The sequence below is a fragment of the Agromyces archimandritae genome, from assembly GCF_018024495.1.
GTDB lineage: Bacteria > Actinomycetota > Actinomycetes > Actinomycetales > Microbacteriaceae > Agromyces > Agromyces archimandritae.
In genome coordinates, this window is sequence record NZ_CP071696.1 from 3,194,385 (window position 1) to 3,218,476 (window position 24,092).

General features: G+C 71.3%; 23 protein-coding genes and 1 riboswitch. Of the genes, 20 read left to right on the top strand and 3 right to left on the bottom strand.

Features of this window, described 5'->3' with window-relative positions; genetic code table 11:
* Nucleotides 1–141 precede the first annotated feature (141 nt).
* From rpsB to G127AT_RS14750, 9 genes are all read left to right on the top strand, one after another.
* Complete coding sequence (gene rpsB, locus G127AT_RS14710; RefSeq protein ID WP_210898142.1) at nucleotides 142–1,077, top strand: 30S ribosomal protein S2; 936 nt, start codon at nucleotides 142–144, stop codon at nucleotides 1,075–1,077.
* A gap of 35 nt (nucleotides 1,078–1,112) precedes the next feature.
* Entirely contained in the window at nucleotides 1,113–1,937 is an 825-nt protein-coding gene (tsf, locus tag G127AT_RS14715; RefSeq protein WP_210898144.1) for a translation elongation factor Ts, read from the top strand.
* Between the two features lie 118 nt (nucleotides 1,938–2,055).
* Complete coding sequence (pyrH, locus tag G127AT_RS14720; RefSeq protein ID WP_210898146.1) at nucleotides 2,056–2,775, top strand: UMP kinase; 720 nt, start codon at nucleotides 2,056–2,058, stop codon at nucleotides 2,773–2,775.
* Between the two features lie 48 nt (nucleotides 2,776–2,823).
* Complete coding sequence (frr, locus tag G127AT_RS14725; protein ID WP_210898148.1) at nucleotides 2,824–3,378, top strand: ribosome recycling factor; 555 nt, start codon at nucleotides 2,824–2,826, stop codon at nucleotides 3,376–3,378.
* 8 nt (nucleotides 3,379–3,386) lie between these two features.
* Entirely contained in the window at nucleotides 3,387–4,370 is a 984-nt protein-coding gene (locus G127AT_RS14730) for a phosphatidate cytidylyltransferase (protein ID WP_210898150.1), read from the top strand.
* A 45-nt stretch (nucleotides 4,371–4,415) separates the two neighbouring features.
* Nucleotides 4,416–4,964: a DivIVA domain-containing protein gene (locus G127AT_RS14735; protein ID WP_210898152.1), complete on the top strand. Its 549-nt coding sequence runs from the start codon at nucleotides 4,416–4,418 to the stop codon at nucleotides 4,962–4,964.
* Nucleotides 4,965–5,066: 102 nt separating this feature from the next.
* On the top strand, nucleotides 5,067–5,711 hold the full coding sequence (locus G127AT_RS16205) for an aggregation-promoting factor C-terminal-like domain-containing protein (RefSeq protein ID WP_244857617.1): 645 nt from the start codon (nucleotides 5,067–5,069) through the stop codon (nucleotides 5,709–5,711).
* Between the two features lie 68 nt (nucleotides 5,712–5,779).
* Nucleotides 5,780–6,088 carry a hypothetical protein gene (locus G127AT_RS14745; protein WP_210898154.1) on the top strand — a complete coding sequence of 103 codons (309 nt, stop codon included), beginning with the start codon at nucleotides 5,780–5,782 and terminating at the stop codon, nucleotides 6,086–6,088.
* A complete protein-coding gene (locus G127AT_RS14750; RefSeq protein WP_210898156.1) occupies nucleotides 6,085–6,825 on the top strand; it encodes an alpha/beta hydrolase in 741 nt (246 codons plus the stop codon). The genes G127AT_RS14745 and G127AT_RS14750 overlap by 4 nt, the downstream gene beginning before the upstream one ends.
* Before the next feature lie 33 nt (nucleotides 6,826–6,858).
* Here G127AT_RS14750 and G127AT_RS14755 read toward each other — a convergent pair whose 3' ends face one another.
* Entirely contained in the window at nucleotides 6,859–7,923 is a 1,065-nt protein-coding gene (locus G127AT_RS14755; RefSeq protein ID WP_210898158.1) for an AI-2E family transporter, read from the bottom strand.
* Nucleotides 7,924–7,946: 23 nt separating this feature from the next.
* Nucleotides 7,947–9,563, bottom strand: coding sequence for a DivIVA domain-containing protein (locus tag G127AT_RS14760; RefSeq protein ID WP_210898160.1), 1,617 nt, complete (start codon nucleotides 9,561–9,563; stop codon nucleotides 7,947–7,949).
* Between the two features lie 244 nt (nucleotides 9,564–9,807).
* Between G127AT_RS14760 and G127AT_RS14765 the strand changes: the two genes are divergently transcribed.
* Both G127AT_RS14765 and G127AT_RS14770 read left to right on the top strand, forming a co-directional pair.
* Nucleotides 9,808–11,661: a DUF8094 domain-containing protein gene (locus tag G127AT_RS14765; protein WP_210898162.1), complete on the top strand. Its 1,854-nt coding sequence runs from the start codon at nucleotides 9,808–9,810 to the stop codon at nucleotides 11,659–11,661.
* A complete protein-coding gene (locus G127AT_RS14770; RefSeq protein ID WP_210898164.1) occupies nucleotides 11,658–12,602 on the top strand; it encodes a tetratricopeptide repeat protein in 945 nt (314 codons plus the stop codon). Before G127AT_RS14765 ends, G127AT_RS14770 begins: the two co-directional genes overlap by 4 nt.
* Nucleotides 12,603–12,636: 34 nt before the next feature.
* Here the strand turns inward: G127AT_RS14770 and ybaK are convergent, their stop codons facing one another.
* Nucleotides 12,637–13,119, bottom strand: a complete 483-nt coding sequence (ybaK, locus tag G127AT_RS14775) for a Cys-tRNA(Pro) deacylase (RefSeq protein ID WP_210898166.1) — start codon at nucleotides 13,117–13,119, stop codon at nucleotides 12,637–12,639.
* Nucleotides 13,120–13,235: 116 nt separating this feature from the next.
* Here ybaK and G127AT_RS14780 point away from each other — a divergent pair, with 116 nt between their 5' ends.
* The 9 genes from G127AT_RS14780 (at nucleotide 13,236) to G127AT_RS14820 (ending at nucleotide 24,090) form a co-directional block, all read left to right on the top strand.
* Complete coding sequence (locus G127AT_RS14780) at nucleotides 13,236–14,453, top strand: cysteine desulfurase family protein (protein ID WP_210898168.1); 1,218 nt, start codon at nucleotides 13,236–13,238, stop codon at nucleotides 14,451–14,453.
* 38 nt (nucleotides 14,454–14,491) lie between these two features.
* Nucleotides 14,492–15,613 carry a tRNA 2-thiouridine(34) synthase MnmA gene (gene mnmA, locus G127AT_RS14785; protein WP_210898170.1) on the top strand — a complete coding sequence of 374 codons (1,122 nt, stop codon included), beginning with the start codon at nucleotides 14,492–14,494 and terminating at the stop codon, nucleotides 15,611–15,613.
* A 118-nt stretch (nucleotides 15,614–15,731) separates the two neighbouring features.
* Complete coding sequence (gene ligA, locus G127AT_RS14790; protein WP_210898172.1) at nucleotides 15,732–18,080, top strand: NAD-dependent DNA ligase LigA; 2,349 nt, start codon at nucleotides 15,732–15,734, stop codon at nucleotides 18,078–18,080.
* Between the two features lie 68 nt (nucleotides 18,081–18,148).
* Nucleotides 18,149–18,451, top strand: a complete 303-nt coding sequence (gene gatC / locus G127AT_RS14795; RefSeq protein ID WP_210898174.1) for an Asp-tRNA(Asn)/Glu-tRNA(Gln) amidotransferase subunit GatC — start codon at nucleotides 18,149–18,151, stop codon at nucleotides 18,449–18,451.
* On the top strand, nucleotides 18,448–19,968 hold the full coding sequence (gene gatA / locus G127AT_RS14800) for an Asp-tRNA(Asn)/Glu-tRNA(Gln) amidotransferase subunit GatA (protein ID WP_210898176.1): 1,521 nt from the start codon (nucleotides 18,448–18,450) through the stop codon (nucleotides 19,966–19,968). The genes gatC and gatA overlap by 4 nt, the downstream gene beginning before the upstream one ends.
* A complete protein-coding gene (gene gatB / locus G127AT_RS14805) occupies nucleotides 19,968–21,482 on the top strand; it encodes an Asp-tRNA(Asn)/Glu-tRNA(Gln) amidotransferase subunit GatB (protein ID WP_210898178.1) in 1,515 nt (504 codons plus the stop codon). The genes gatA and gatB overlap by 1 nt, the downstream gene beginning before the upstream one ends.
* Before the next feature lie 125 nt (nucleotides 21,483–21,607).
* Nucleotides 21,608–22,861, top strand: a complete 1,254-nt coding sequence (locus G127AT_RS14810; RefSeq protein WP_210898179.1) for a DNA polymerase IV — start codon at nucleotides 21,608–21,610, stop codon at nucleotides 22,859–22,861.
* 86 nt (nucleotides 22,862–22,947) lie between these two features.
* A complete protein-coding gene (locus tag G127AT_RS14815; protein WP_210898181.1) occupies nucleotides 22,948–23,286 on the top strand; it encodes a spore germination protein GerW family protein in 339 nt (112 codons plus the stop codon).
* A 19-nt stretch (nucleotides 23,287–23,305) separates the two neighbouring features.
* Nucleotides 23,306–23,406: riboswitch (TPP riboswitch) on the top strand.
* Between the two features lie 39 nt (nucleotides 23,407–23,445).
* Nucleotides 23,446–24,090: an ECF transporter S component gene (locus G127AT_RS14820; RefSeq protein WP_210898183.1), complete on the top strand. Its 645-nt coding sequence runs from the start codon at nucleotides 23,446–23,448 to the stop codon at nucleotides 24,088–24,090.
* Nucleotides 24,091–24,092 lie beyond the last annotated feature (2 nt).

Consider the following 24,092-nt stretch of genomic DNA (forward strand, 5'->3'; position numbering starts at 1 on the left):
TCACGGTCTCCGTGGTGACTTCGCGCGCCATTCCGGCATCCCGCATCCCATCGGTCCGACCTCGGTCGGGGCGGATGCGCGCCCGGCGCCAGGGCCCGGCCGACCGGCACGGGCGACAACCGAGAAATAAGGAGAACGGCCATGGCCGTCGTCACCATCCGCCAGCTGCTCGACAGCGGCGTGCACTTCGGGCACCAGACCCGACGCTGGAACCCGAAGATGAAGCGCTTCATCTTCACCGAGCGCTCCGGCATCTACATCATCGACCTGCAGCAGTCGCTCGCCTACATCGACAAGGCGTACGACTTCGTCAAGGAGACGGTCGCCCACGGCGGCACCATCCTCTTCGTCGGCACCAAGAAGCAGGCGCAGGAGTCCATCGCCGAGCAGGCGACCCGCGTGGGCCAGCCCTTCGTGAACCAGCGCTGGCTCGGCGGTCTGCTCACCAACTTCTCGACGGTCTCCAAGCGCCTCGCGCGCATGAAGGAGCTCGAGGAGCTCGACTTCGAGGGCACCACGAGCGGCTTCACGAAGAAGGAACTCCTCATCAAGAAGCGCGAGCTCGACAAGCTGCACAAGTCGCTCGGCGGCATCCGCAACCTGTCGAAGACGCCGTCGGCGCTCTGGGTGGTCGACACCAAGAAGGAGCACCTCGCGATCGACGAGGCCAAGAAGCTCGGCATCCCGGTCATCGCGATCCTCGACACCAACTGCGACCCCGACGAGGTCCAGTACCCGATCCCGGGCAACGACGACGCTATCCGCTCGGTGAGCCTGCTCACCCGCATCGTCGCCGACGCCGCCGCCGAGGGCCTCATCGAGCGTCACCAGAAGCCCGAGGCCGAGGGCAACGTCTCCGCCGTCGAGCCGCTCGCCGAGTGGGAGCAGGAGCTCCTCGCCGCCGGCTCCGAGACCACCCCGGCCGGTGCCACCGCCGAGACCGAGAAGGTCGCCGAGACCGAGGCCGAGGCCTCCGCCGAGGCCGCCGAGGTCGTGGACGAGGCCGCCGAGACCACCGAGGCGACCGAGTCCGAGGCGGATGCCGAGGGCGCCGCCGAGGCCGCCTCCGCCGAGTAATCCGCTTCGACTCCACACAGAAGGAGACTGCCGTTATGGCAATCAGCATCGCCGACATCAAGGCCCTGCGCGAGCAGCTCGGCACGGGCATGGTCGACACCAAGAAGGCGCTCGAGGAGGCCGGGGGCGACCTCGAGAAGGCCACCGAGATCCTCCGCCTGAAGGGCGCGAAGGGCAACGCGAAGCGTGCCGACCGCTCCACCAGCGAGGGCCTCGTGGCCGCCAAGGCCTCTCCGGCCGGCTACACGATGATCCAGCTCGCCTGCGAGACGGACTTCGTCGCGAAGAACGAGAAGTTCGTCGCCCTCTCCGAGAAGGTCCTCGACGCGGTCGCCGCCGCCGGCGCGACCGACGTCGCTTCGGCGCTCGCCGCCCCGGCCGACGGCAAGACCGTCGGCGAGGTCATCGACGAGCAGGCCGCGACCCTCGGCGAGAAGGTCGAGCTCGCGAAGGTCGTCACCCTCTCCGGCGACGACTTCGCGGTCTACCTGCACAAGACGTCGAAGGACCTGCCCCCGCAGATCGGCGTCGTCGTGGCCTACTCGGGCACCGACGCCGACACGGCCCGCGCGATCGCGCAGCACATCGCGATGTTCGACCCGCAGTACATCTCCCGCGACGAGGTCCCCGCCGACATCGTCGAGAAGGAGCGCGAGATCGTCACCGAGATCAGCCGCAACGAGGGCAAGCCCGAAGCGGCGCTGCCGAAGATCGTCGAGGGTCGCCTCACGTCGTTCTTCAAGCAGGTCGCCCTGCTCGAGCAGGACTACGCGCGCGACAACAAGCAGCAGGTCAAGAAGGTGCTCGAGGATGCCGGTCTGACCGTCACCTCGTTCGCCCGCTTCAAGGCCACGGCCTAGCCGTATGGAAGGAGTCCGGATCCGATGGATCCGGACTCCTTTTCTGTGCGCCGCGCAGCATCCGCGCAGGCGCGACCCAGTAGTTTGAGACAGGATGCGAACCGGAAGGACCATCGGGATGACGGAGACCAAGCGCCGCAGGGTGATGCTCAAGCTGTCGGGCGAAGCGTTCGGCGGCGGCCAGCTCGGCGTCAACCCGGACGTCGTGAGCGCGCTCGCCCGCGAGATCGCCGAAGCCGCGAAGTCGGTCGAGATCGCGATCGTCGTCGGCGGCGGCAACTTCTTCCGCGGCGCCGAGCTCAGCCAGCGCGGCATGGACCGCGGCCGGGCCGACTACATGGGCATGCTCGGTACCGTGATGAACGCCCTGGCCCTGCAGGACTTCCTCGAGCAGGCCGGCGCGGCCACGCGCGTGCAGTCGGCGATCTCGATGACGCAGGTCGCCGAGCCGTACATCCCGCTGCGCGCCGAACGCCACCTCGAGAAGGGCCGCGTCGTCGTGTTCGGCGCCGGCGCCGGCCTCCCGTACTTCTCCACCGACACCGTGGCGGCCCAGCGGGCGCTCGAGATCGGCGCCGATGTGGTGCTCGTGGCCAAGAACGGCGTCGACGGCGTCTACAGCGACGACCCGCGGGTCAATCCCGACGCGGTCAAGCTCGACCGCGTCAGCTACCAGGAGGCGCTCACGAAGGGCCTGAAGGTGGTCGACTCGACCGCCTTCAGCCTCTGCATGGACAACGGGATGCCCATGCAGGTCTTCGGCATGGAACCGGCCGGCAGCGTCACCCGGGCCATCCTCGGCGAGGCCATCGGCACCCTCGTCGTCAACGGCGGCTGAGCGCCGCACACTAGACTGAGTGCCGGAATCGAGCCAGAGGAGTACGTCGTGATCGCGGATGTCTTGTCGGATGCCACCGCCCGCATGCAGAAGGCCGTGGAGGCCGCCAAGGACGACTTCGGGACGGTGCGCACCGGGCGGGCCAATCCGCAGCTCTTCCAGAAGCTCCTCGTCGACTACTACGGTTCGCCGACTCCGCTCAGCCAGCTCGCCTCCCTGCAGAACCCCGAAGCACGTACGCTCGTCGTGACGCCGTACGACAAGTCGGCCCTGCGCGACATCGAACAGGCGATCCGCGATATGCCGAACCTCGGGGCGAACCCGAACAACGACGGCAGCATCATCCGCGTGACCCTTCCCGAGCTCACCGAGGAGCGACGCAAGGAGTACGTCAAGCTCGTCCGCTCGAAGGCCGAAGACGCACGCGTTTCGGTTCGCAACGTCCGCCGCAAGGCCAAGGACGAGCTCGACGCCCTGAAGGGCGAGCTCGGCGACGACGAGGTCGCCAGGGGTGAGAAGGAGCTCGAGCAGATCACGAAGGCCAACGTCGAGGCGATCGACGACGCGCTGAAGCGCAAGGAAGCCGAACTCCTCGAGATCTGAGGTCGCATATGGCGGGGGATCCCGGGCAGGAACACCGCACCCTCGGCAAGCGATCGCGGGGCGGACGAGACGAGCTGCGCGCGCAGGTGCAGGCGCGGCGCTCCGACCTCGAGCGGCAGTTCGAGGTCGGCCGAGCCCAGTACGAGCGGGTCGAGGAGAAGATCCAGCAGCGCACCGGCCGCAACCTGATCTTCGCGATCGGCATCGGCATCGTCCTGGGCGGCGCCCTGCTGCTCAGCCTCATCGTCGTCAAAGAGCTGTTCATGGGCTTCGCCGCCCTCGTCGCCGGCTTCGCGACCTTCGAGCTCGTGCAGGCGATGCGGCACGGCGGCTACCGGGTGCCGGCGATCCCGACGATCGTCGCCGCGGTGGCGACGGTGCCGGCCGCGTACTACGGGGGCCCGCCCGGGCAGGTTCTCGCGATCCTCGGCGGGATCGGCCTGGTCTCGGTGTGGCGGCTCGCAACCCAGCTTCCCGCGGCTCGTCGGACGGGCGGCCGACAGCTCGTCGCCGACCTGGCGGCCGGCGCGTTCGTGCAGGTCTATGTGACGTTCCTCGCGAGCTTCGCGGTGCTGTTGACGGCCGCCCCCGGAGGCCAGTGGTGGACGCTCGCGTTCATCATCACCGCGGTCGCCACCGATACCGGCGCCTACGTCTTCGGCCTGCTGTTCGGCCGGCACCCGATGGCGCCGGTGATCAGCCCGAAGAAGACGTGGGAGGGCTTCGGCGGCGGGGTGCTCGCCGGGCTTCTGGCCGGCGTGCTGCTCGCGGTGTTCATGCTGCAGGAGCCGTGGTGGTTCGGCCTGATCCTCGGTGTTTCGATCCTGCTGACGGCGACGGCCGGGGACCTCGTCGAATCGGTCATCAAACGCAATCTCGGTATCAAGGACATGAGTTCGTGGCTGCCCGGCCACGGCGGCTTCCTCGACCGGCTCGACTCGATCCTGTTGTCGGCGGCGGTCGCGTATCTGCTCTACGTGTTCGTCGCCTGAGCGGCGTTCGGGCGCTTCGCGGTCGCTCGCGGGCATAATGGACCGGTGGACCAGCAGACCTTCCCTCGCGTGCGCAAGTCTCAGCTCGGGTACAAGCCGTCGGAGGTCGACGCGTTCCTGCTCCGGGCGCGGCGGGCGTTCGAGGGGCGCGACGCCGACGGCCTCGGCGCGGAATCGATCAGGCGCACGGCATTCGGGATGCAGAAGGGCGGCTACTCGACGCAGCACGTCGATTCGGCCCTCGAGCGCCTCGAGGACGCCTTCGCCGCCCAGGAGCGTTCGGAGATCTCACGGCTGCACGGCAATGAGGCGTGGCTCGCGGAGGCGCGGACGACCGCCCAGGTCATCGCCAATCGCCTCGCACGCCCCGAGGGGCGCCGCTTCGATCGGGTGGGCGGCCTCGCGCAGGGGTACAGCACGAAGGCCGTCGATGCATTCGCCGAGCGCCTGTCATCCTATTTCCGGAACGGTCGGCATCTGGCCGTCGACGACGTCCGCACCGTCGTCTTCCCCGCCCAGCGCGGCGGGTATCGCGAATCGCAGGTGGATCTCGTGCTCGATGCCGTCGTCGACGTCATGCTCGCGGTGCGCTGACGTTTCAGCCGCTGCCGGTGATCCGGCGCTGACCGGCGGATCCTCGCCGCCCCGGCGGGCGGGTTCGCCAGCGGCGCGCGGGGCCGCTACACTCGTGCCATCGTGGGTAGGCATTCCGGCATCGAGACCAGCGACGAGACTCCGCTTCGCGGGGCTCGTCGCTTTCGTACGTTCAAGCAGTCCGCCGTGGCCGTGCTCGCATTCTCGGCCTCGGTCTCGTTCCTGCTGGTGAACGTCGTCGACCCGTATTCGGGCGCGACGGCCTCCTCGGAGTTCCGCGAGGGCGACCGGTTCGCCGGTGCGACCCCGCAGGCCGTCGAGGTCGGGGACGACGTCGCCTCGGTCGCGATCGCGGGCGAGGATTACGTCGTCGCCGAGCCGGAACCCGAGCCGGTCGCGATCGCGCCGGCGGGCGAGGGCTGGGCACCGCCGGCGGTGACGCCGGATCCGGGATCCGCGCAGGCCTACGCCCAGGGCGCAGTGGCGGCCCGCGGGTGGCCCGCCGGCGAGTTCGACTGCCTCGTCGCGCTCTGGAACAAGGAGTCGGGCTGGCGGGTCAACGCATACAACCCGAGCGGCGCATACGGCATCCCGCAGGCACTGCCCGGTTCGAAGATGGCCAGCGCCGGGGCCGACTGGGAGACGAACGCCGCCACTCAGATCGAATGGGGACTCGGCTACATCCAGGGCCGCTACGGAACCCCGTGCGGTGCATGGGCGCACTCGGAGTCCGCCGGCTGGTACTGAGACCTGCGGCGAACGTCGCGGGCGGCCCGGGCGCGAACGGCCTCTCGAGGTTCGCTAGGATGCTCCGTATGCCCCGCTCCAATCGTTCCCGCAGCGGGCGCGACGGCCGCCGCGACGAGCATCCCGAACTCGACGTCGAACGGCTCACGGCCGGCTGGCGCCGCACCGAGGCGCGCGGTGGCGTGGTCTGGAACGTGCAACCCGTGAGCGAGGCCCAGGCGGTCAAACGCTACCGCTGCCCGGGCTGCGGCAACGACGTCGACGCCGGCGTCGCGCATCTCGTGACGTGGCGGGCCGACGGCGTGCTCGGCGATGCGGCCGATCTGGCGGCGCGGCGGCACTGGCACACCCATTGCTGGAGGATCGGAGTCGGATGAGCGAACAGGAGACGGGTCCGGCCGAGATCCGTGCGGGGATCGAACTGCCCGCCGTGCGCGAAGACGTCGAACTCCGCACGGCCGACGGGCTGACGCTCGTGGGAGAGCTGGCGAGGCCCGAAGGGCGCGCGCCGGTCGCGACGCTCGTCACCCTGCATCCGCTGCCGACGGCCGGAGGCTTCATGGACTCGCATGTGCTGCGCAAGGCGGCCGCACGGCTTCCGGCGCTCGCGGATCTCGCAGTGCTCCGCTTCAACACGCGCGGCACCTCCTCGCCGCGCGGCACGAGTCAGGGGGCCTTCGGCGACGGGGAGGCCGAACGCGCCGACGTCGCAGCCGCGATGGGCTTCGTCGCCGAACGAGGGCTTCCGCATCCCTGGCTCGTCGGCTGGTCGTTCGGCACGGAACTCGCGCTGAAGTGGGGCCGCGAGCATCCGGTCGACGGGCTCATCCTCCTCTCGCCGCCGCTCAGGCGCACGAGCGAGGCGGAGCTGGCAGCCTGGAACGGCAACGACGTACCGATCTTCGCGCTGGTGCCCGAGCACGACGACTTCCTGCAGCCTGCCGAGGCGGCCGAGCGCTTCGCCGCCGTGCCGAGGGTGCACCTCATCGCCGTCGACGGGGCGAAGCACCTGTGGGTGGGGGAGACGCAGACGCGGCGCGTGCTCGACGAGATCGTGGGCGCCGTGAACCCGTCGGCGCTGCCGCTGCCGCGGACCTGGCCGCCGTCGGCCTGAGCCGGGTACCGGCCGTCCGGCGGCGATCCGCCGTCAGCGGCGGTTCTGCAGGGGCACGACGACCTGCTTGATGATGAGCAGCGCGGCTGCGGCCACGGGGATGGCCACGAGGGCCCCGAGAACGCCGAGCAGGGCTCCGCCGGCGAGGGCGGCGATGACGACGAGCGCTCCGGGCACCTTGACGGCGCGGTTCATGATGTTCGGGCTCAGCACGTATGCCTCGATCTGCATGTAGACGATGTAGTAGATCGCGGCGACGAGGGCGGTCAGCGGCGAGCCGAGGCCGGGGATGAGGCAGACCAGCACGATGAGCACCGATCCGGTGAGGGTGCCGACCAGGGGAACGAGCGAGAGCAGGAACGCGAGGAACGCGAGGGCCGCCGAGAACGGGGCGTCGATGATCGACAGGAAGATGAAGCTGAGGACGCCGTTGCAGGCGGCCAGGGAAGCCTGGCCCATGACGTAGCGGCCGACGGACTGGGTGATCTGCTCGGTGAGGTCTGCGAAGCGGGCCCGCTGGGAGGCGGGCACGAGCTGATACGTCGCTCGCTTCATGTAGTTCATCGAGGCCGTGAAGTAGAGCGTCAGGATGAAGACGACGATGCCGGCGAAGAGGGCGCCGCCGACGGCGAAGACGAACTGGAGGACCCCGCCGAGGAGCTCCGTGATCTTGTCGGTGTCGGAGACGAACTTCTGCAGCTGCGTCGTGATGTCGCCGATGACCGTCTCGATGTCGAGCAGGGGGAACCAGAGCTGCAGGGTGTCCACCCAGTCCTCGGAGGTGAGACGGCGGAAGATCGCCGGGACCTGCTCGACGAGCTGGCCGACCTCGCGGACCACGATGGGCACGATCGCCAGGACGACGGCGGCGAGCACGAGGGCGACGCCCAGCATGACGATGAGGATCGCCGCCCAGCGGGGCAGTCGCCGCTGTTCGAGCCAGGTGACCGCGGGGTCGAGGCCGAGCGCGAGGAAGAGCGCGGCCCCGATGTAGGTGATGATCGTCGACAGGCTCGCGATCGAGGTGAGGATGAGGAGGCCGAGGCCGACGCCGAGCGTGCCGACGAGTCCGATGCGGAACGCATTCTGGATCTTCACGGCGTCGGCCCCCTCGCCTCGCGTTACTTGATGTCGGCGCCCACCTGCTGCTGAGCCTGGTTCAGCACGCCGCGCAGGCTCTCGAAGTAGCCGGCGACCGCGTCGCGCTCGATGCGGATCTGGGAGAGGCGCTCTTCGGCGTCGGCCACGAGCGCACGGGTGCGCTCCTCGGCGTCGGAGATGAGCTTGCGGGCCTGCTCGTGAGCCTGGGCGACATGCTCGCGGGCGTCCTCGTCGGCCTTGTCGCGGCTCTCGGCGATCTGGGCGCGCACCTCGGTCTCGAGCCGTTCGGCCTCGGCGCGGGCGTCCGCGGTGCGGGCGATCGCGTCGGCGAGCTCGGCATTGGCGTCGTCGAGGAACTTCTGCGTCTCGGCGACGGCGTCCTGGTGGGCGGTCAGCAGTTCCTGCTCGGCGTCGTCGCGCTTGCGCGAGAGTTCGACGTCGAGGTCGATGCGGGCCTGCTCGATCTCGCGACGCAGCTTGGAGACCTCGTGGGTGGTCTTCTTCTTCATCGAGGTGAGCTGGTTGTCGAGGTCGATGCGGGCCTGCTCGGACTCGGCCTCGAAGTCGGCACGGGCCTGGTCCTGCTCGAGCGCGAGGTCGGCGCGCATCTGGTCGAGATCGGTGCCGTGCTTCTTGCGGATGCGCTCGAGCTCGTGCTCGAGCTTCAGGGTCGCCTTCTCGTGCTCGCGCTCGATGTCGGTGCGCGCCTGGGTGTGCTCTTCCTCGATCTTGGCGCGTGCGGCTTCGATCTCGCGGTCGAGGTCGCTGCGCTTCTGCTCGAGTTCGTGGTCGAGCCCGAGGCGCCGTTCGGCGACCTCGGCCTCGATGCCGGCGCGCGCCTCGGCGGTCTCGCGCTCGAGGTCGAGGCGGGACTGCTCGGTGCTGCGGGCGAGGTCGAGGCGGGCCTGCTCGGTCTCGCGGGCGAGTTCGGCGCGGGCGTTGTCGAGCTCGATGGCGACCTCGGCGCGGGTCTGCTCGGTCTCCTTGGTGAGGCCGGCGGCGGTCTCGCGGGCCTCGGCCGCCTCGGTGTTGGCCGCGGAGAGGATCTCGGCTGCCTTGCGCTCGGCCTCGGAGATCGTGGCGCCGGCCTCGCGCTTCGCGCTCGAGCGCAGCTCGGCGGTCTCGGTGGTGACCGCGCCGCGGATGGCGGCGGCATCGCGGGCCGCGTCCTGGCGCAGCTGCTCGGCGGACTCATGGGCCCGGGCGACCATGTCGTCGGACTCGACGCGAGCGTTCTCGAGCAGGCGGTTGACCTGCGCGCGCGCCTCGGAGAGCGTGCGCTCGGCGAGCTCCTGGGCGTCGCTGCGCAGCACGGCGGCGTCGTCTTCGGCGGATCGGCGCAGCTTCTCGGCGTCGATGTCGGCCTGGGCGATGAGCCTCGTGGACTGCTCTTCGGCGACGCGGAGCGTGTTCTCGAGCTTGGTGCCGAGGCCCGAGAAGGTGGGGCTGCCGACCTCTTCGAGCTCGGCGCTGAGCTCTTCGATGCGGGCGTGCAGGCGTTTGACTTCCTTCGCCTGTTCGTTCGACTGGGTGTTCGCCGAGATCAGGTCGCGACGCAGGCTCTGGATGGCCCGGTCGACCTCGTCCTTGTCGTATCCGCGGAAAACCTGTGTGAACTCGGTTTCTTCGACGGCCATTGTTCCTCCGGAGTCTGTCCCGCGGGGGTGGGGGCGGGGCGGGATCCCTCCGATTGTACGGCCCATGCGGCGGCGTGTCGGACGTCATCGGGCATGCAGCCGCCCGTGAGGCGACTCCCAGGCGCAGTCGCTAGTCTGGGGTGTCTTTATCAGGAGCCGGCACGGCCCGAACCCGCGCAACCCGTGGCGGGCCGGCGCCCGCGGAGAGCCCGCGAGCGATGCCGGCGGCACTGGAGGAATATTCGTGCGATTCGTGTTCGCCATCGGGGCGTTCCTGGCGGCGGCGGTGCTCATCGGGCTCGGCATCGCCCAGCGAACGGTCTTCCTCGAACCAGACCGCGTCGAGACGACGATCGAGGTCTCCGAAGACGCCGGCTACCTCGTCATCTCCGAAGAGGCGCTGCAGTCGCATGACGGCAAGCAGACGATCGGGCTGAGCGGCGCCGAGCAGACCTTCATGGCCTACGGCAGCACCGGCGACGTCGAGGCGTGGATCGGCGAGGCCCCCTACACCCGCATCGGCTTCGACGCCGAGACGCAGGAGTTCACGAGCGAGCTCGTCGAGCCCGAGGAAGCCGCCCGGCCGGGTGCGGATGCCGCGGCCGACGCCGAGGCGGAGGAGCCTCAGCTCGGCTCGCCCGCCGGAAGCGACCTGTGGCTCGAGGAGTACACGGGCGAGGCGAGCCTGGCTCGCACGATCGACGTGCCGGAGGGCTTCTCGGTGATCGCCGCTTCCGACGGCACCGCGCCGGCCCCCTCCGAGGTCACGGTCCGCTGGCCGCTCGACAACTCGACGCCGTGGGTCGGCCCGCTGCTGACGGCGGGGACGGTCTTCTTCCTCATCGGCGCCTATCTGCTCATCACGGGCTTCATCCACCACCGCCGCGGCCGCGGGCCGCGCCGCAACCTGCCGAAGGGCCCGCGCCCGAGCCGCCTGCCGAGCGCGCCCCGGCCGACCTCCGTCAAGCGCCGCCAGCTGCCGCCGGCTGGACGCCGCTCCATCGGGCGCGCACCGCGCACCGCAGCGGTCGCCTCCCTCGGCCTGGCGTCGGTCCTCGCCCTGAGCGCGTGCTCGGCCGAGTACTGGCCGAGCTTCGATAGCGCCCCCGAGACGGCGACCCCGACCCCGACGCCGAGCGTCCCGGTCGTGACCGACGCCGCCGAGGAGGCCGACTCGCCCAAGGTGGAGATCGCCAAGCCCGCCGTGACGTCCGCGCAGCTCGAACGCATCCTCGCCGATGTGTCGAAAACCGCGCAGGCCTCCGACGAGGAGCTCTCGGCCGAGAAGCTCAAGGCGCGTTTCACGGGCCCGGCCATGCAGGTCCGCGATGCGAACTACCGCATCCGCACCGTGCTGCCCGACCAGCCGGCCGCGGTGTCGATCCCGGCCGAACCGGTCAAGGTCGTCCTGCCGCAGCAGGCGAGCGCCTGGCCGCGCAACGCCTTCGTCGTCGTCGAGACCGAGGATGAGAAGACGCCGCCGACGGCCATGATGCTCACCCAGGCCGATCCGCGCTCCAACTACAAGGTCGTCTACGCGGTCGCGATGGCCGCAGAGCCCGAGTTCCCGAAGCTCGCACCGGCCTCGGTCGGCGCGCCCCTGCTGTCGCCGGAGGCGAAGGGCCTCGTCGTGGCTCCGGCAAGCACGGCCGGTGCATACGCGGACCTCCTCACGAACGGCGACAAGTCGAAGTTCGCCGAGCTCTTCGAGCAGGACGGCGACAATCTGCTCGCCCAGCTCGGCGTGGCCGGCCAGCAGAAGACCATGAGCGAGACGCCGGCCACGGCGACGCTCTCGTTCCAGACGGTCGCCGGCAAGAGCCCCTCGGTCGCCCTCGGCACCGTCGATGCCGGCGCCCTCGTGGTCGGCACGGTCGAGCAGACCGAGCAGGCGCGGCCGAACGACGGGGGTACGATCGCATTCGCCGAGGGCGGGCCGCGGGCCGCGGTCTCCGGGTTCTCCGCCGGCAGCGCGAAGGGCGTGCAGCACACCACCGGCGTGCAGGTGCTCTTCTACGTTCCCGGCGTCGGATCCGATGAGAAGATCCGCGTCCTCGGTTGGTCCGAAAGCCTCATCGCCGCCTCGGAGGTCAAATGACGAATCCCATCCCGCCGCAGTCCGCGAGCCTGCGGGGCGCCGTCGACCTGTCCGGCCTCGTCAACCGTCCGGCCCCGCAGGCCGGCGGCGACGAAGCCGTGCAGACGGTGCCCTCGTTCGTCGTCGCCGCCGACGAGACCTCGTTCCAGGGGGTGCTCGAGCTCTCGCGCACCGTTCCCGTCGTCGTCGGCCTGTGGTCGGCGCGCAGCCAGGCCAGCGCCGACTTCCTCGGCGTGCTCGAACGCCTCGTGCGCGAGCGCGACGGGCGGATGCTGCTGGCCACCGTCGAAACGGACCAGAACCCGCAGCTCGTCCAGGCGTTCCAGGTCCAGTCGGTGCCGACCGCCGTGGCCGTCGTCGGCGGCCAGCCCGTGCAGCTGTTCTCGGGCGCCCAGCCCGAGGACGTGATCGGCCAGGTGTTCGATCAGCTCCTGCAGCTCGCCGCGCAGAACGGCGTCTCGGGCCGGGTGCGCGTCGACGGCGAGGCCGAGCCCGCCGCCGAAGCGGCCGAACCGGTGGAAGAGCCGCTGCCGCCCCGGCACCAGGCCGCCTACGACGCCATCGAGCGCGGTGACTACGCGACGGCGATCGAGGAGTACCGGCGGGCGCTCGCCGAGAACCCGGCGGACCATCTCGCGACGGCCGGGCTCGCCCAGGTGGGCCTCCTGCATCGCCTGGCGGGTAAGAGCGCCGAGGCGATCCGTTCGGCCGCGGCATCCGCCCCGGGCGATCTCGACGCGCAGCTCGATGTGGCCGACCTCGACCTGTCGGGCGGCCACGTCGAGGATGCGTTCGACCGGCTGCTCGAACGTTTCGCGAGCCTGCCGCAGGCCGACAAGGATCGGGTGCGTGCCCGCCTCCTCGACTATTTCGAGGTCGTCGGTTCGGAGGATCCGCGGGTCGTGACGGCCCGCCGGCGCCTGACGAACCTCTTGTACTGACCTCGTCGGGTCCCGCGGCTTCGGAGCCGGTCGCTCAGCGGGCGATCGGCGCGTAGCGCGCACCGGTGACGGCGACGAGATCGTCGGGGGCGAGTTCGAGGTCGAGGCCGCGCCGCCCGCCGGAGACGAAGATGCTCTCGCAGAGGATGGCGGTCTCGTCGAGCACGGTCGGCAGCGGCTGCCGCTGCCCGAGCGGGCTGATGCCGCCGACGACGTAGCCGGTGCGGCGTTCGGCCAGGCGCGGATCGGCGAGCTCGGCGCGCTTGCCGCCGAGGGCGGCGGCCAGCGCCTTGAGGTCGAGCCGATCGGCCACGGGCACGATCCCGACGACGAGGCCGCCGTCGAGCTCGGCGATGAGGGTCTTGAAAACGCGGGCCGGATCCACGCCGAGCTCGGCGGCCGCTTCGAGCCCGTAGGCGGCGGCACGAGGGTCGTGCGCGTAGGCGTGCACCGTGTACGGGATGCCGGCTGCGGTCAGGGCGAGCGTCGCGGGCGTCGAGGCGGTTCCCCGGCTCATGCGGCGGTGCGCGCGGGCGGGCGACGCCGCGTTGCGGGCGCGACCGGCTGGGAGGGGCGCTCGGGCATGCGATCTACAGTAGTCGGGGGCGCGCGGTGCGCCCGGACGGAGGCGGCATGGCGGTCTATCTCGACCATGCGGCGACGACGCCGATGCGAGCGGAGGCGCGCGAGGCGTACCTGGGCGCCCTCGGCGTGGTCGGCAACCCCAGTTCCATCCATTCCGCCGGCCAGGAGGCCAAGCGGGTGCTGGAGGAGTCGCGCGAACGCATCGCGGCGGCCCTCGGCGCCGAGGCGATCGAGGTCGTGCTCACGGGCAGCGGCACGGAGTCGGTGAATCTCGCGATCAAGGGTCTGTGGTGGCGCGCTTCGGCGGTCGGCCGGCGGCGCATCCTGCTGCCGGGCGGCGAGCATCACGCGACCCTGGACACGGTGCAGTGGCTGGAGGAGCACGAGGGTGCCGTCGTCGAGGAGATCCCGGTCGACGAGGCCGGCCGTTTGCGGCTGGATGCCCTCGAGGCCGCCCTGGCCGAGGCCGACGACGTCGCGCTCCTCACCTTCCTCTGGGCCAGCAACGAGGTCGGCACGATCCAGCCGGTCGCCCGGGCCGTCGAGCTCGCGGCGCGCGCCGGCGTGCCCGTGCATGTGGATGCCGTGGCCGCGTTCGGGCAGCTGCCGATCGATCTCGGCGCGCTGCGACGCGAGACGGGCTCGGGCGGGGGTGCGGGCCTCGTGGCGGCGAGCGTGTCGGCGCACAAGATCGGCGGACCGATGGGGGCCGGAGCCCTGGTCGTGGATCGGTCCGCGGCCATCGAGCCGCTCATCCACGGCGGCGGGCAGCAGCGCCGGCTCCGCAGCGGCACGCAGGACGTGGCTGCGGCTGCGGCCTTCGCGGCGGCGGCGGATGCCGTGGCGCGTTCCCTCGACGGCGACGTGCAGCGCATGGCGGGTCTTCGGGATCGACTGGTGGCAGGCGTGGCCGCCGCCGTTGCCGAGGCGCGGCTCTCGGGCGACGCGCAGTCAGTCGGCCGGCTTCCGGGCAACGCGCATTTCACCTTCCCGGGCTGCGAAGGAGACTCGCTCCTGTTCCTCCTGGATGCCGCCGGCGTCGCCGTCTCGACCGGGTCCGCGTGCACGGCGGGCGTACCGGAACCCTCGCATGTGCTGCTCGCGATGGGCCGGAGCGAAGCGGAGGCGCGCGGGGCGATCCGGGTCACCCTCGGGCACGACACCGTCGAGGCGGACGTGGATGCCTTCCTCGCCGCCCTTCCCGAGGCCTACGCGCGGGCATCCCGAGCCGGAATGGCCGGCCGGTCGACCTCGTTCGACCGCTGACCGGCCGACTCGCAGGCCGTCGCGCTTAGACTGGAGGGATGCGGGTTCTGGCTGCGATGTCGGGCGGCGTCGACAGCGCCGTCGCTGCGGCGCGCGCCGTCGAGGCCGGGCACGACGTCGTCGGCGTGCATCTGGCCCTCAGTCGCATGCCGGGCACCCTTCGCACGGGCAGCCGCGGCTGCTGCACGATCGAGGATTCGATGGATGCGCAGCGGGCGGCGAACGTGCTCGGCATCCCGTACTACGTGTGGGACTTCTCGGAGCGGTTCAAGGCCGATGTCGTCGACGATTTCATCGACGAATACGCGGCCGGCCGCACCCCGAATCCGTGCATGCGCTGCAACGAGCGCATCAAGTTCGCCGCGCTGCTGGAGAAAGCCCTCGCGCTCGGCTTCGACGCGGTCGCCACCGGCCACTACGCGAAGATCGTCGAGGATGCGGAGGGTCGCCGCGAACTGCACCGTGCCAGCGCGGAGGCGAAGGACCAGAGCTATGTGCTCGGCGTGCTGACGGCCGAGCAGCTCGCGCACGCCTACTTCCCGCTCGGCGACACCCCGTCGAAGACGCTCGTGCGCGAAGAGGCGGCCCGGCGCGGGCTGTCGGTCGCGCAGAAGCCCGACTCCTACGACATCTGCTTCATCAGCGACGGCGACACGAAGGGCTGGCTGGCCGAGAAGGTCGGCGCCGAACCCGGCGAGATCCTCGACCGCTCCGGGGAAGTGCTCGGCACCCACGACGGCGCCCGGGCGTACACGGTCGGGCAGCGGAAGGGCCTGGCGATCGGCCGGCCCGCCCCCGACGGCAAGCCGCGCTTCGTGCTCGAGATCCGGCCGAAGGAGAACACGGTCGTCGTCGGCCCGCGCGAGGCCCTCGCGATCGCCGCGATCGCCGGCGGGCGTTTCTCGTGGGCCGGGGAGCCTCCCGCCGACCCGGCGACGCCGTTCGCCTGCGAGGTGCAGATCCGCGCCCACGCCGACCCCGTTCCCGCGGTCGCGGTGCTGCGGGCCGGCTCCGACGGCGCCGACGAGCTCGTCGTGACGCCCGAGCGGCCGTTCGAGGGCGTGGCCCCCGGTCAGACCGCCGTCGTCTACCTCGGCACGCGCGTGCTCGGCCAGTTCACGATCGACCGCACCGTGTCGGCCGTACCGGTCGGAGCCTGAGCCCGAGCGGATCGCCTCCTACCGAGACCTCTGGGACGCCGCCTGAGGCATGCGCGCCAGGGGCCGGCCGCGCCCCGGCATCCCGAGCCGTGTCGGAGGCCGCCGGTAGGATCGGGCCGTGAGCGAGACGCAGGACTTCGACAGCGCCCGGGCCGAATGGGAGGAGCTGCGCGAGCAGATCGAGCGGTACCGTACCGCGTACTACTCCGAGGGAGTCAGCCTCGTCAGCGACGGGCAGTACGACGAACTCTTCCACCGCCTCGAAGCGCTCGAACGCGCCCACCCCGAGCTCGCCGGGCAGGACAGCCCGACCCAGGAGGTCGGCGCCGCGCTCGTCTCGGTCGGCTTCCCGCCGCACGAGCACGCCGAGCGGATGCTCTCCCTCGACAACGTCTTCAGCCTCAAGGAGTTCGCCGAGTGGGCCGCGAAGGTGCGCGAGGCCGCCGGGCGGGCCCCTCGCTGGCTCTCCGAGCTGAAGATCGACGGCCTGGCGATCAGCCTCGCCTACCGCGACGGGGTGCTCGAGACGGCCACCACCCGCGGCGACGGCCGCGTCGGCGAGGACATCACCGAGAACGTCGACTGGATCCCGGTCATCCCGCGGCGCCTCGTCGGCGAGGGCATCCCGCCCTTCTTCGAGGCCCGCGGCGAGGTGTTCATCGCGACCGCCGACTTCGAAGCCATGAACGGGCGCCAGCACGAACTGCAGGCCGCCTACGCCGCCGAGCAGGCCGCCGCCGGCAAAGACCCCGACGCGGTCGCCGTCCGCTTCCCCGAGTTCGCCAACGCCCGCAACGCCGCCGCCGGTAGCCTCCGGCAGCGCCGCGCCGAGAAGTCCGAGGCGCAGCGCGCGCTCATGCGCGAGCGCCTCGGCCGGCTCTCCCTCTATATCCACGGCATCGGCGCCTGGCAGCATCCCGAGCTGCCGAACCAGTCCGATCTGTACGGGCTGCTCAGCGGGTGGGGACTGCCCGTCTCGCCGCACTCCCGCGTCTTCGACACCGTCGAGGCGGTGCAGGCCTTCATCGAGGACTGCGGGGTGCACCGGCACGATTTCGAGCACGAGATCGACGGCATCGTCGTCAAAGTCGACGAGCTCGCCCTCCACGACGAGCTCGGGGCGACGAGCCGCGCGCCGCGCTGGGCGATCGCCTACAAGTACCCGCCCGAAGAGGTGGTGACCCGCCTCCTCGCGATCGAGGTCGGCATCGGCCGCACCGGGCGGGCCACCCCGTACGCGGTGATGGAACCCGTCAAGGTCGCCGGCAGCGTCGTCCAGCGGGCCACCCTGCACAACCAGGACGTGGTGCGCGCCAAGGGCGTGCGCGTGGGCGATTGGGTCGTGCTGCGGAAAGCCGGCGACGTCATCCCCGAGATCCTCGGGCCGGTCGCCGAGCGCCGCGACGGCAGCGAGCTCGAGTGGCGGATGCCGGAGGAATGCCCGGTCTGCGGCACACCCCTCCGCCCGATGAAGGAGGGCGATAAGGACCTCCGCTGCCCGAACGCGAGGTCGTGCCCGGCGCAGGTGCTCGGCCGCATCGAGCACATCGGCTCCCGCGGCGGCCTGGACATCGAGGCGCTCGGCGAGGTGACCGCATCCGCGCTCACCCGGCCCGAAGTCCCCGCGACGCCGCCGCTGGAGACCGAGGCGGGCCTCTTCGAGCTCACCGTCGACGAGCTCGTGCCGATCGTCGTGATCGTCAGAGACCCCGAGACCGGCGAGCCGAAGGAGGACCCGGAGACGGGCGAGCTCGTCCGCCGCGCACCGTTCCAGGTGCTCTCGCCGGCGACGTACCCGCCCGGCACCGAGGACTGGAGCCCCGCCGAACGTCGCAAGGCCGGCGTCAAGAAGGACTACCGCGTGCCCGTGCCGGCCAAGGCCGCCACGACCCTGCTCGACGAACTCGAGAAGGCGAAGACGAAACCGCTCTGGCGCCTCATCGTCTCCCTGAACATCCGGCACGTCGGCCCGGTGGCCGCGCGGGCGCTGGCCGACTGGTTCGGCTCCCTCGACGCGATCCGGGCGGCGAGCCCGGAGGAGCTGGCCGAGGTCGACGGGGTGGGCGCGATCATCGCCGACTCGCTCGCCGACTGGTTCGAGGTCGACTGGCACCGCGAGATCGTCGAGCGATGGACGGCCGCCGGCGTGCAGTGGGCGACACCCGGGCATCCGGGGCCCGGGGCTGCGGCGGATGCCGGGGGCGTCCTCGCCGGCCTCACGGTCGTCGCCACCGGCAGCCTCGAGGGCTACACGCGCGAGGGCGCGCAGGAGGCGATCATCGCCGCCGGCGGCAAAGCGGCCTCGAGCGTTTCGAAGAAGACCGACTTCGTCGCCGCCGGACCCGGCGCCGGATCCAAGCTCGCCAAGGCCGAAGAGCTCGGCATCCGGGTGCTGGATGCGGACGGCTTCCGCATCCTCGTCACGGAGGGCCCGGCGGGACTGCCGGAACCGCCCGCGGCCGACTGAGGAGGCCGGGCCGGCCGCGTCCGGCCCGGATAGAATCGAGTATCCCCACCCCGAGACGACGGAGCAGCATGTCTGAAATCAGTGCGGAGCAGGTCGCGCATCTCGCGAACCTCGCCCGCATCGCGCTCACCGAGGAAGAGATCGGCCACCTCACCACGGAACTCGGCCAGATCATGCGATCGGTCGAGAAGGTGAGCGAGGTCGCCGGGCCCGGCGTGCCGGCCACGAGCCACCCGATCCCGATGCAGAACGTCTTCCGCGACGACATCGTCGGCGACGACGTGCTCACCGCGGAGCAGGCGCTCGCCGGCGCCCCCGAGCGCGACGGCGACCGCTTCACCGTCTCGGCGATCCTGGGGGAGGAGCAGTGAGCGAGATCACCCGTCTGGCCGCCGCCGCCCTCGGCGAACGCCTCGCCGCCGGCGAGCTCAGCTCGGTCGAGGCGACCGAGGCCCACCTCGACCGCATCGCCGCCGTCGACGGCGCCGTCCACGCCTTCCTGCACGTCGACCGCGACGGCGCGCTCGCCGCGGCCGCCGACATCGACCGTCGCCGTGCCGCCGGCGAGGCCCTCGGCCCGCTCGCGGGCGTGCCGATCGCGATCAAAGACGTGCTCGTCACGAAGGGCATGCCCTCCACGGCCGGCTCCCGCATCCTCGAGGGATGGGTGCCGCCGTACGATGCGACCCCGGTCGTCAAGGTCCGCGAGGCCGGTCTCGTGCCGCTCGGCAAGACGAACATGGACGAGTTCGCGATGGGCTCCTCCACCGAGCACTCGGCGTACGGGCCCACCCACAATCCGTGGGACCTCGACCGCATCCCCGGCGGCTCCGGCGGCGGCTCGGCTGCATCCGTCGCCGCCTTCGAGGCCCCGCTCGCGCTCGGCAGCGACACCGGCGGATCCATCCGCCAGCCCGCGCACGTCACCGGCACGGTCGGCGTGAAGCCGACGTACGGCGCCGTCAGCCGCTACGGTTCGATCGCGCTGGCCTCCTCGCTCGACCAGATCGGCCCCGTCACCCGCAATGTGCTCGACGCGGCGCTGCTGCAGGACGTCATCGCCGGCCACGACCCGCGCGACTCGACCTCGATCCCGCGGCAGTGGCCCTCGATGGCCGAGGCCGTGCGCCGCGCCGACGTCTCGGGCCTGCGCATCGGCGTCGTCAAGGAGCTCGACGGCGACGGCTTCCAGGCCGGTGTCCGGCAGCGCTTCCACGAGTCGCTCGACCTCCTGCAGAAGCAGGGCGCCGAGATCGTCGAGGTCAGCGCCCCCCACTTCGAGTACGCGATCGCGGCCTACTACCTGATCCTGCCGGCCGAGGCGTCCTCGAACCTCGCGAAGTTCGACTCGGTGCGCTTCGGCCTGCGGGTGACCCCGCCCGGCGGCGGCACCGTCGAACAGGTCATGGCGGCCACCCGCGAGGCCGGTTTCGGCCCCGAGGTCAAGCGCCGCATCATCCTCGGCACCTACGCGCTGAGCGCCGGGTACTACGACGCCTACTACGGCAGCGCCCAGAAGGTGCGCACCCTCGTGCAGCGCGACTTCGACGCCGCCTTCGAGCAGGTCGACGTGCTCGCCTCGCCGACGGCGCCGACGACGGCCTTCAAGCTCGGCGAGAAGCTCGACGACCCGATGGCCATGTACCTGAACGACATCGCGACGATCCCGGCGAACCTCGCCGGCGTGCCCGGCATCTCGATCCCGGCCGGCCTCGCGCCCGAGGACGGGCTGCCCGTCGGCATCCAGTTCCTCGCCCCGGCGCACGAAGACACCCGCCTCTACAACGTGGGCGGCGCGCTCGAGCGGCTGCTCGAGGCCGAGTGGGGCGGTCCGCTGATCGCCCGCGCACCCGAACTCACCCCTGCGACCGAGGAAGGCGCACGCTGATGGCCCGCGCAGAACTGATGGACTACGACGAGGCCATCGCCCGCTTCGAACCGGTCATCGGCCTCGAGGTGCATGTCGAGCTCGCCACGGCGACCAAGATGTTCTCGGATGCGCCGAACCCCGCGAACTCCGCCAACCACGGCGCGTCGCCCAACACCCTGATCACGCCGGTGTGCCTCGGCCTGCCGGGCTCCCTGCCCGTGGTGAACGCCCAAGCGGTGCGCTACTCGATCAGCCTCGGGCTCGCCCTCGGCTGTTCCATCGCGGCCTCCAGCCGCTTCGCGCGGAAGAACTATTTCTACCCCGATCTCGCGAAGAACTACCAGATCTCCCAGTACGACGAGCCGATCGCCGAAGAGGGCTCCGTCGAGGTCGAACTCGACGACGGTCGTGTCTTCGAGGTGCCGATCGAGCGCGCGCACATGGAGGAGGACGCCGGCAAGCTCACTCACGTCGGCGGCGCCACCGGCCGCATCCAGGGCGCCGAGTACTCGCTCGTCGACTACAACCGTGCCGGCGTGCCCCTCGTCGAGATCGTCACGAAGCCGATCTTCGGCGCCGAGGCCGATGCGCCCCAGCTCGCTCGCGCCTACGTGTCGACGATCCGCGACATCGCCCTCTCGCTCGGCATCTCCGAGGCGCGCATGGAGCGCGGCAACCTGCGCTGCGATGCGAACGTCTCGCTCCGGCCCCGCGGTGAGACGAAGCTCGGCACCCGGACCGAGACGAAGAACGTGAACTCGTTCCGATCGATCGAACGCGCCGTCCGCTACGAGATCCAGCGGCAGGCTGCGATCCTCGCCTCCGGCGGCACGATCACGCAGGAGACGCGGCACTGGCACGAGGACACGGGCACGACGAGCGCCGGCCGTCCGAAGTCCGACGCCGACGACTACCGCTACTTCCCCGAGCCCGACCTGCTGCCGGTCGTCCCGTCGGCCGAGCTCATCGAGGAACTGCGCGCCGCGCTGCCCGAGCCGCCCGCCGCCCGCCGACGCCGGCTGAAGGCGGAGTGGGGCTTCACCGACCTCGAGTTCCAGGATGTGGCCAACTCGGGTCTGCTGAACGAGCTGGCCGCGACCGTCGCGGCCGGGGCGAGCCCCGCCGCCGCACGCAAGTGGTGGACGGGCGAGATCGCCCGCCTCGCGAACGCGAGCGAACGCGACGCTGCCTCGCTCGTCGAGCCCGCCCACGTCGCCGAGCTCGCCGCCCTCGTCGAGGCCGGCACCCTGACCGACCGCCTCGCCCGCCAGGTGCTCGAAGGCGTCGTCGCAGGCGAAGGCTCGCCGCAGGAGGTCGTCGACGCACGCGGGCTCGCCGTCGTCTCCGACGACGGGGCGCTCATCGCCGCAATCGACGAGGCGCTCGCCGCCCAGCCCGATGTGCTCGCGAAGATCCGCGACGGCAAGGTGCAGGCCGCCGGCGCCGTCATCGGCGCCGTGATGAAGGCCATGCAGGGCAAGGCAGACGCCGCGCGCGTGCGCGAACTCGTCCTCGAACGCGCGAACGCCTGAACGGCGGTGCCGGTCGCAGCGGATGCCGGGGTGCGATGTGCCCCGGCATCCGCTCGCCGCTGCATCCGCCGCACCCCCGGCAGTCGTCTCGGGGGACTGTCGGCCGGTCCGCGTAGGCTCGGAGCGTGAGCAAGCAGGACGGCTCGTCGCGGCAGGTGACGACGGGCCCCGTCGACGATTCGGGCAGCCCCATCCTGCACGTCGACATGGACGCGTTCTTCGCCTCCGTCGAGCTGCTGAAGCATCCCGAACTGCGCGGCAAACCGGTGATCGTCGGCGGCCGCTCGGGCCGCGGCGTGGTGTCGGCCGCGAGCTACGAGGCCCGGCGCTTCGGCGTCAACTCGGCCATGCCGATGTCGCGTGCGCTCATGCTCTGCCCGAACGCCGTCGTGCTGCCCGTGGACGGCAAGGCGTACTCGGCGATGTCGAAACGGGTGATGGCGATCTTCGAGCAGATCACGCCGCTCGTCGAGAAGCTCTCGATCGACGAGGCGTTCCTCGACGTGTCGGGGGCAAGGCGCCTGCACGGCTCGCCCGCCGAGATCGGGTGGATGCTGCGCCGGCGCGTGCACGAGGAGACGGGCCTGACCTGCTCGGTCGGGGTGGCGGCGACGAAGTTCGTCGCGAAGGTCGCCTCGGGCCGGGCGAAGCCCGACGGGCTGCTCGTGGTGCCGGCCGCCGATACGGTCGCCTTCCTGCATCCGCTGCCCGTCTCGGCGCTCTGGGGCGTCGGCGCGGTCACCGAGCAGTCGCTTGCGCGCCTCGGCCTCCGCACGGTCGGCGACGTCGCCGCGATGCCGCCGGCGGCCCTGGAACGCGCCGTCGGGCCGGCGCTCGCTTCGCGGCTCCTGCGCCTGGCCGTCGGCGACGATCCGCGCGCGGTCACGACGGGCCGCGAGGAGAAGAGCATCGGGCACGAATCGACCTTCTCGCACGATCTCACCGATCCGGCCGAGGTGCGCCGTGAACTGCTGCGGCTTGCGGAGAACGTCGGCGTGAGGCTCCGGAAAGCGGGGCTGACCGGCCGCACGGTCGTCCTGAAGTTCCGGTACGGAGACTTCCGCACCGTCACGCGTTCCCGCACGCTCGCAGAGCCGACCGATGTGGCACGCCGCATCTACGACGAGGCCGTGCAGGCGCTGCCCGAGCTCATGCCGGAGGGCACACGGGTGCGCCTCATCGGGGTGCGCGCCGAGGGCCTCGGCGAGTCGGGCGCCGGCCTCGCCCTGTGGGACCCGGATGAGGAGTGGCGGGGCGCCGAACGTGCGATCGACGAGGTGCATGCCCGCTTCGGCACCGGTCTCGTGCGACCGGCCGCGCTCGTCCGCCGCGGTGCGGATCGCGTCTCCACCTCGAAGCGGAAGGACCCCGGGACGTAGCCGCCGCCGCCACGTCCGCATCATGGGCCGGACGGTCACCGCGCGGGGTCTGGCCGCTCGCGCGTTCGGCGGGTAGCGTGGCGTGCATGGCTGATCTCGTCGTGGAACTCGCGAACACCGTCGGCGGCGTCGGGGTGAAGACCTCGTATGCCGATCCGATCGACATCGACGGCACGACCGTGATCCCGGTCGCCGTCGGGTACTACGGATTCGGTGCCGGCACCGGCGAAGTGGAGTCCGGTTCGGGCGGTGAGGCATCCGGGGGCGGGGGCGGCGGGGCATCCATCCCCGTCGGGGCATATATCGGCCGCGGCGACGACGTGCGCTTCGAACCGAACCTCATCGCGCTCATCGCGGTGAGCGTGCCGGCGATCTGGGTCGCGGGCCGCGCCCTCGCGCGCATCGTCCGCGCCCTCAAGCGCTGAGGCTATACTCGCAATCGAACACGGGAGTCCGGTGAGCCGGGCTGAGAGGAAGGTTCTCAACCTTCGACCGTCGAACCTGATCTGGATCATGCCAGCGCAGGGAGACTCAACGATCTCATTTCCCGTGCCTCTTTCACCTCGAACGAAAGGGCACGATACGTGCACGAGACAGCTGCATCCACCACCTCCGCATCCGCCGCGGCACCGGCCGCACCGGCCAGGCGTTTCCGCTGGCGGGTCGTCGACATCGTCGTCGCGAGCGTCATCGGCGTCGCGCTCGGCATCGTCTACTGGGCCTATGGCGCCGCGTGGGGGCCGATCTCGGCGCCCATCGAGGCGCTCCTGCCGGGGCTGCAGGCCGGTCCGGCCGCGCTCTGGGTCATCGCCGGCGTCATGGGCGCCCTCGTCATCCGCAAGCCGGGCGCCGCGATCTACACCGAGGTCGTCGCCGCGACCGTGTCGGCGCTCGTCGGCACCCAGTGGGGGCTGTTGACCCTCGAGGCCGGCCTCGTGCAGGGGCTGGGCGCCGAGATCGTCTTCCTCCTCTTCGCCTACCGCGTGTGGAACCCGGGCGTGGCCGTCCTCGCCGGTGCCGGTGCCGGCGCGGCGATGGCCCTGAACGACCTGCTCATCTACTACCCGGGAGCCTCGTCCGCGTTCACCACGATCTACGCCGTCGCCTCGGTCGTCGGCGGTTCCCTCATCGCCGGGCTGCTCGCCTGGGTCGCCGTCCGCGGCCTGGCGAGCACCGGGGCGCTCTCCAGCTTCGCCTCGGGGCGCACGGCGAAGCTCGCCGAAGACTGAGG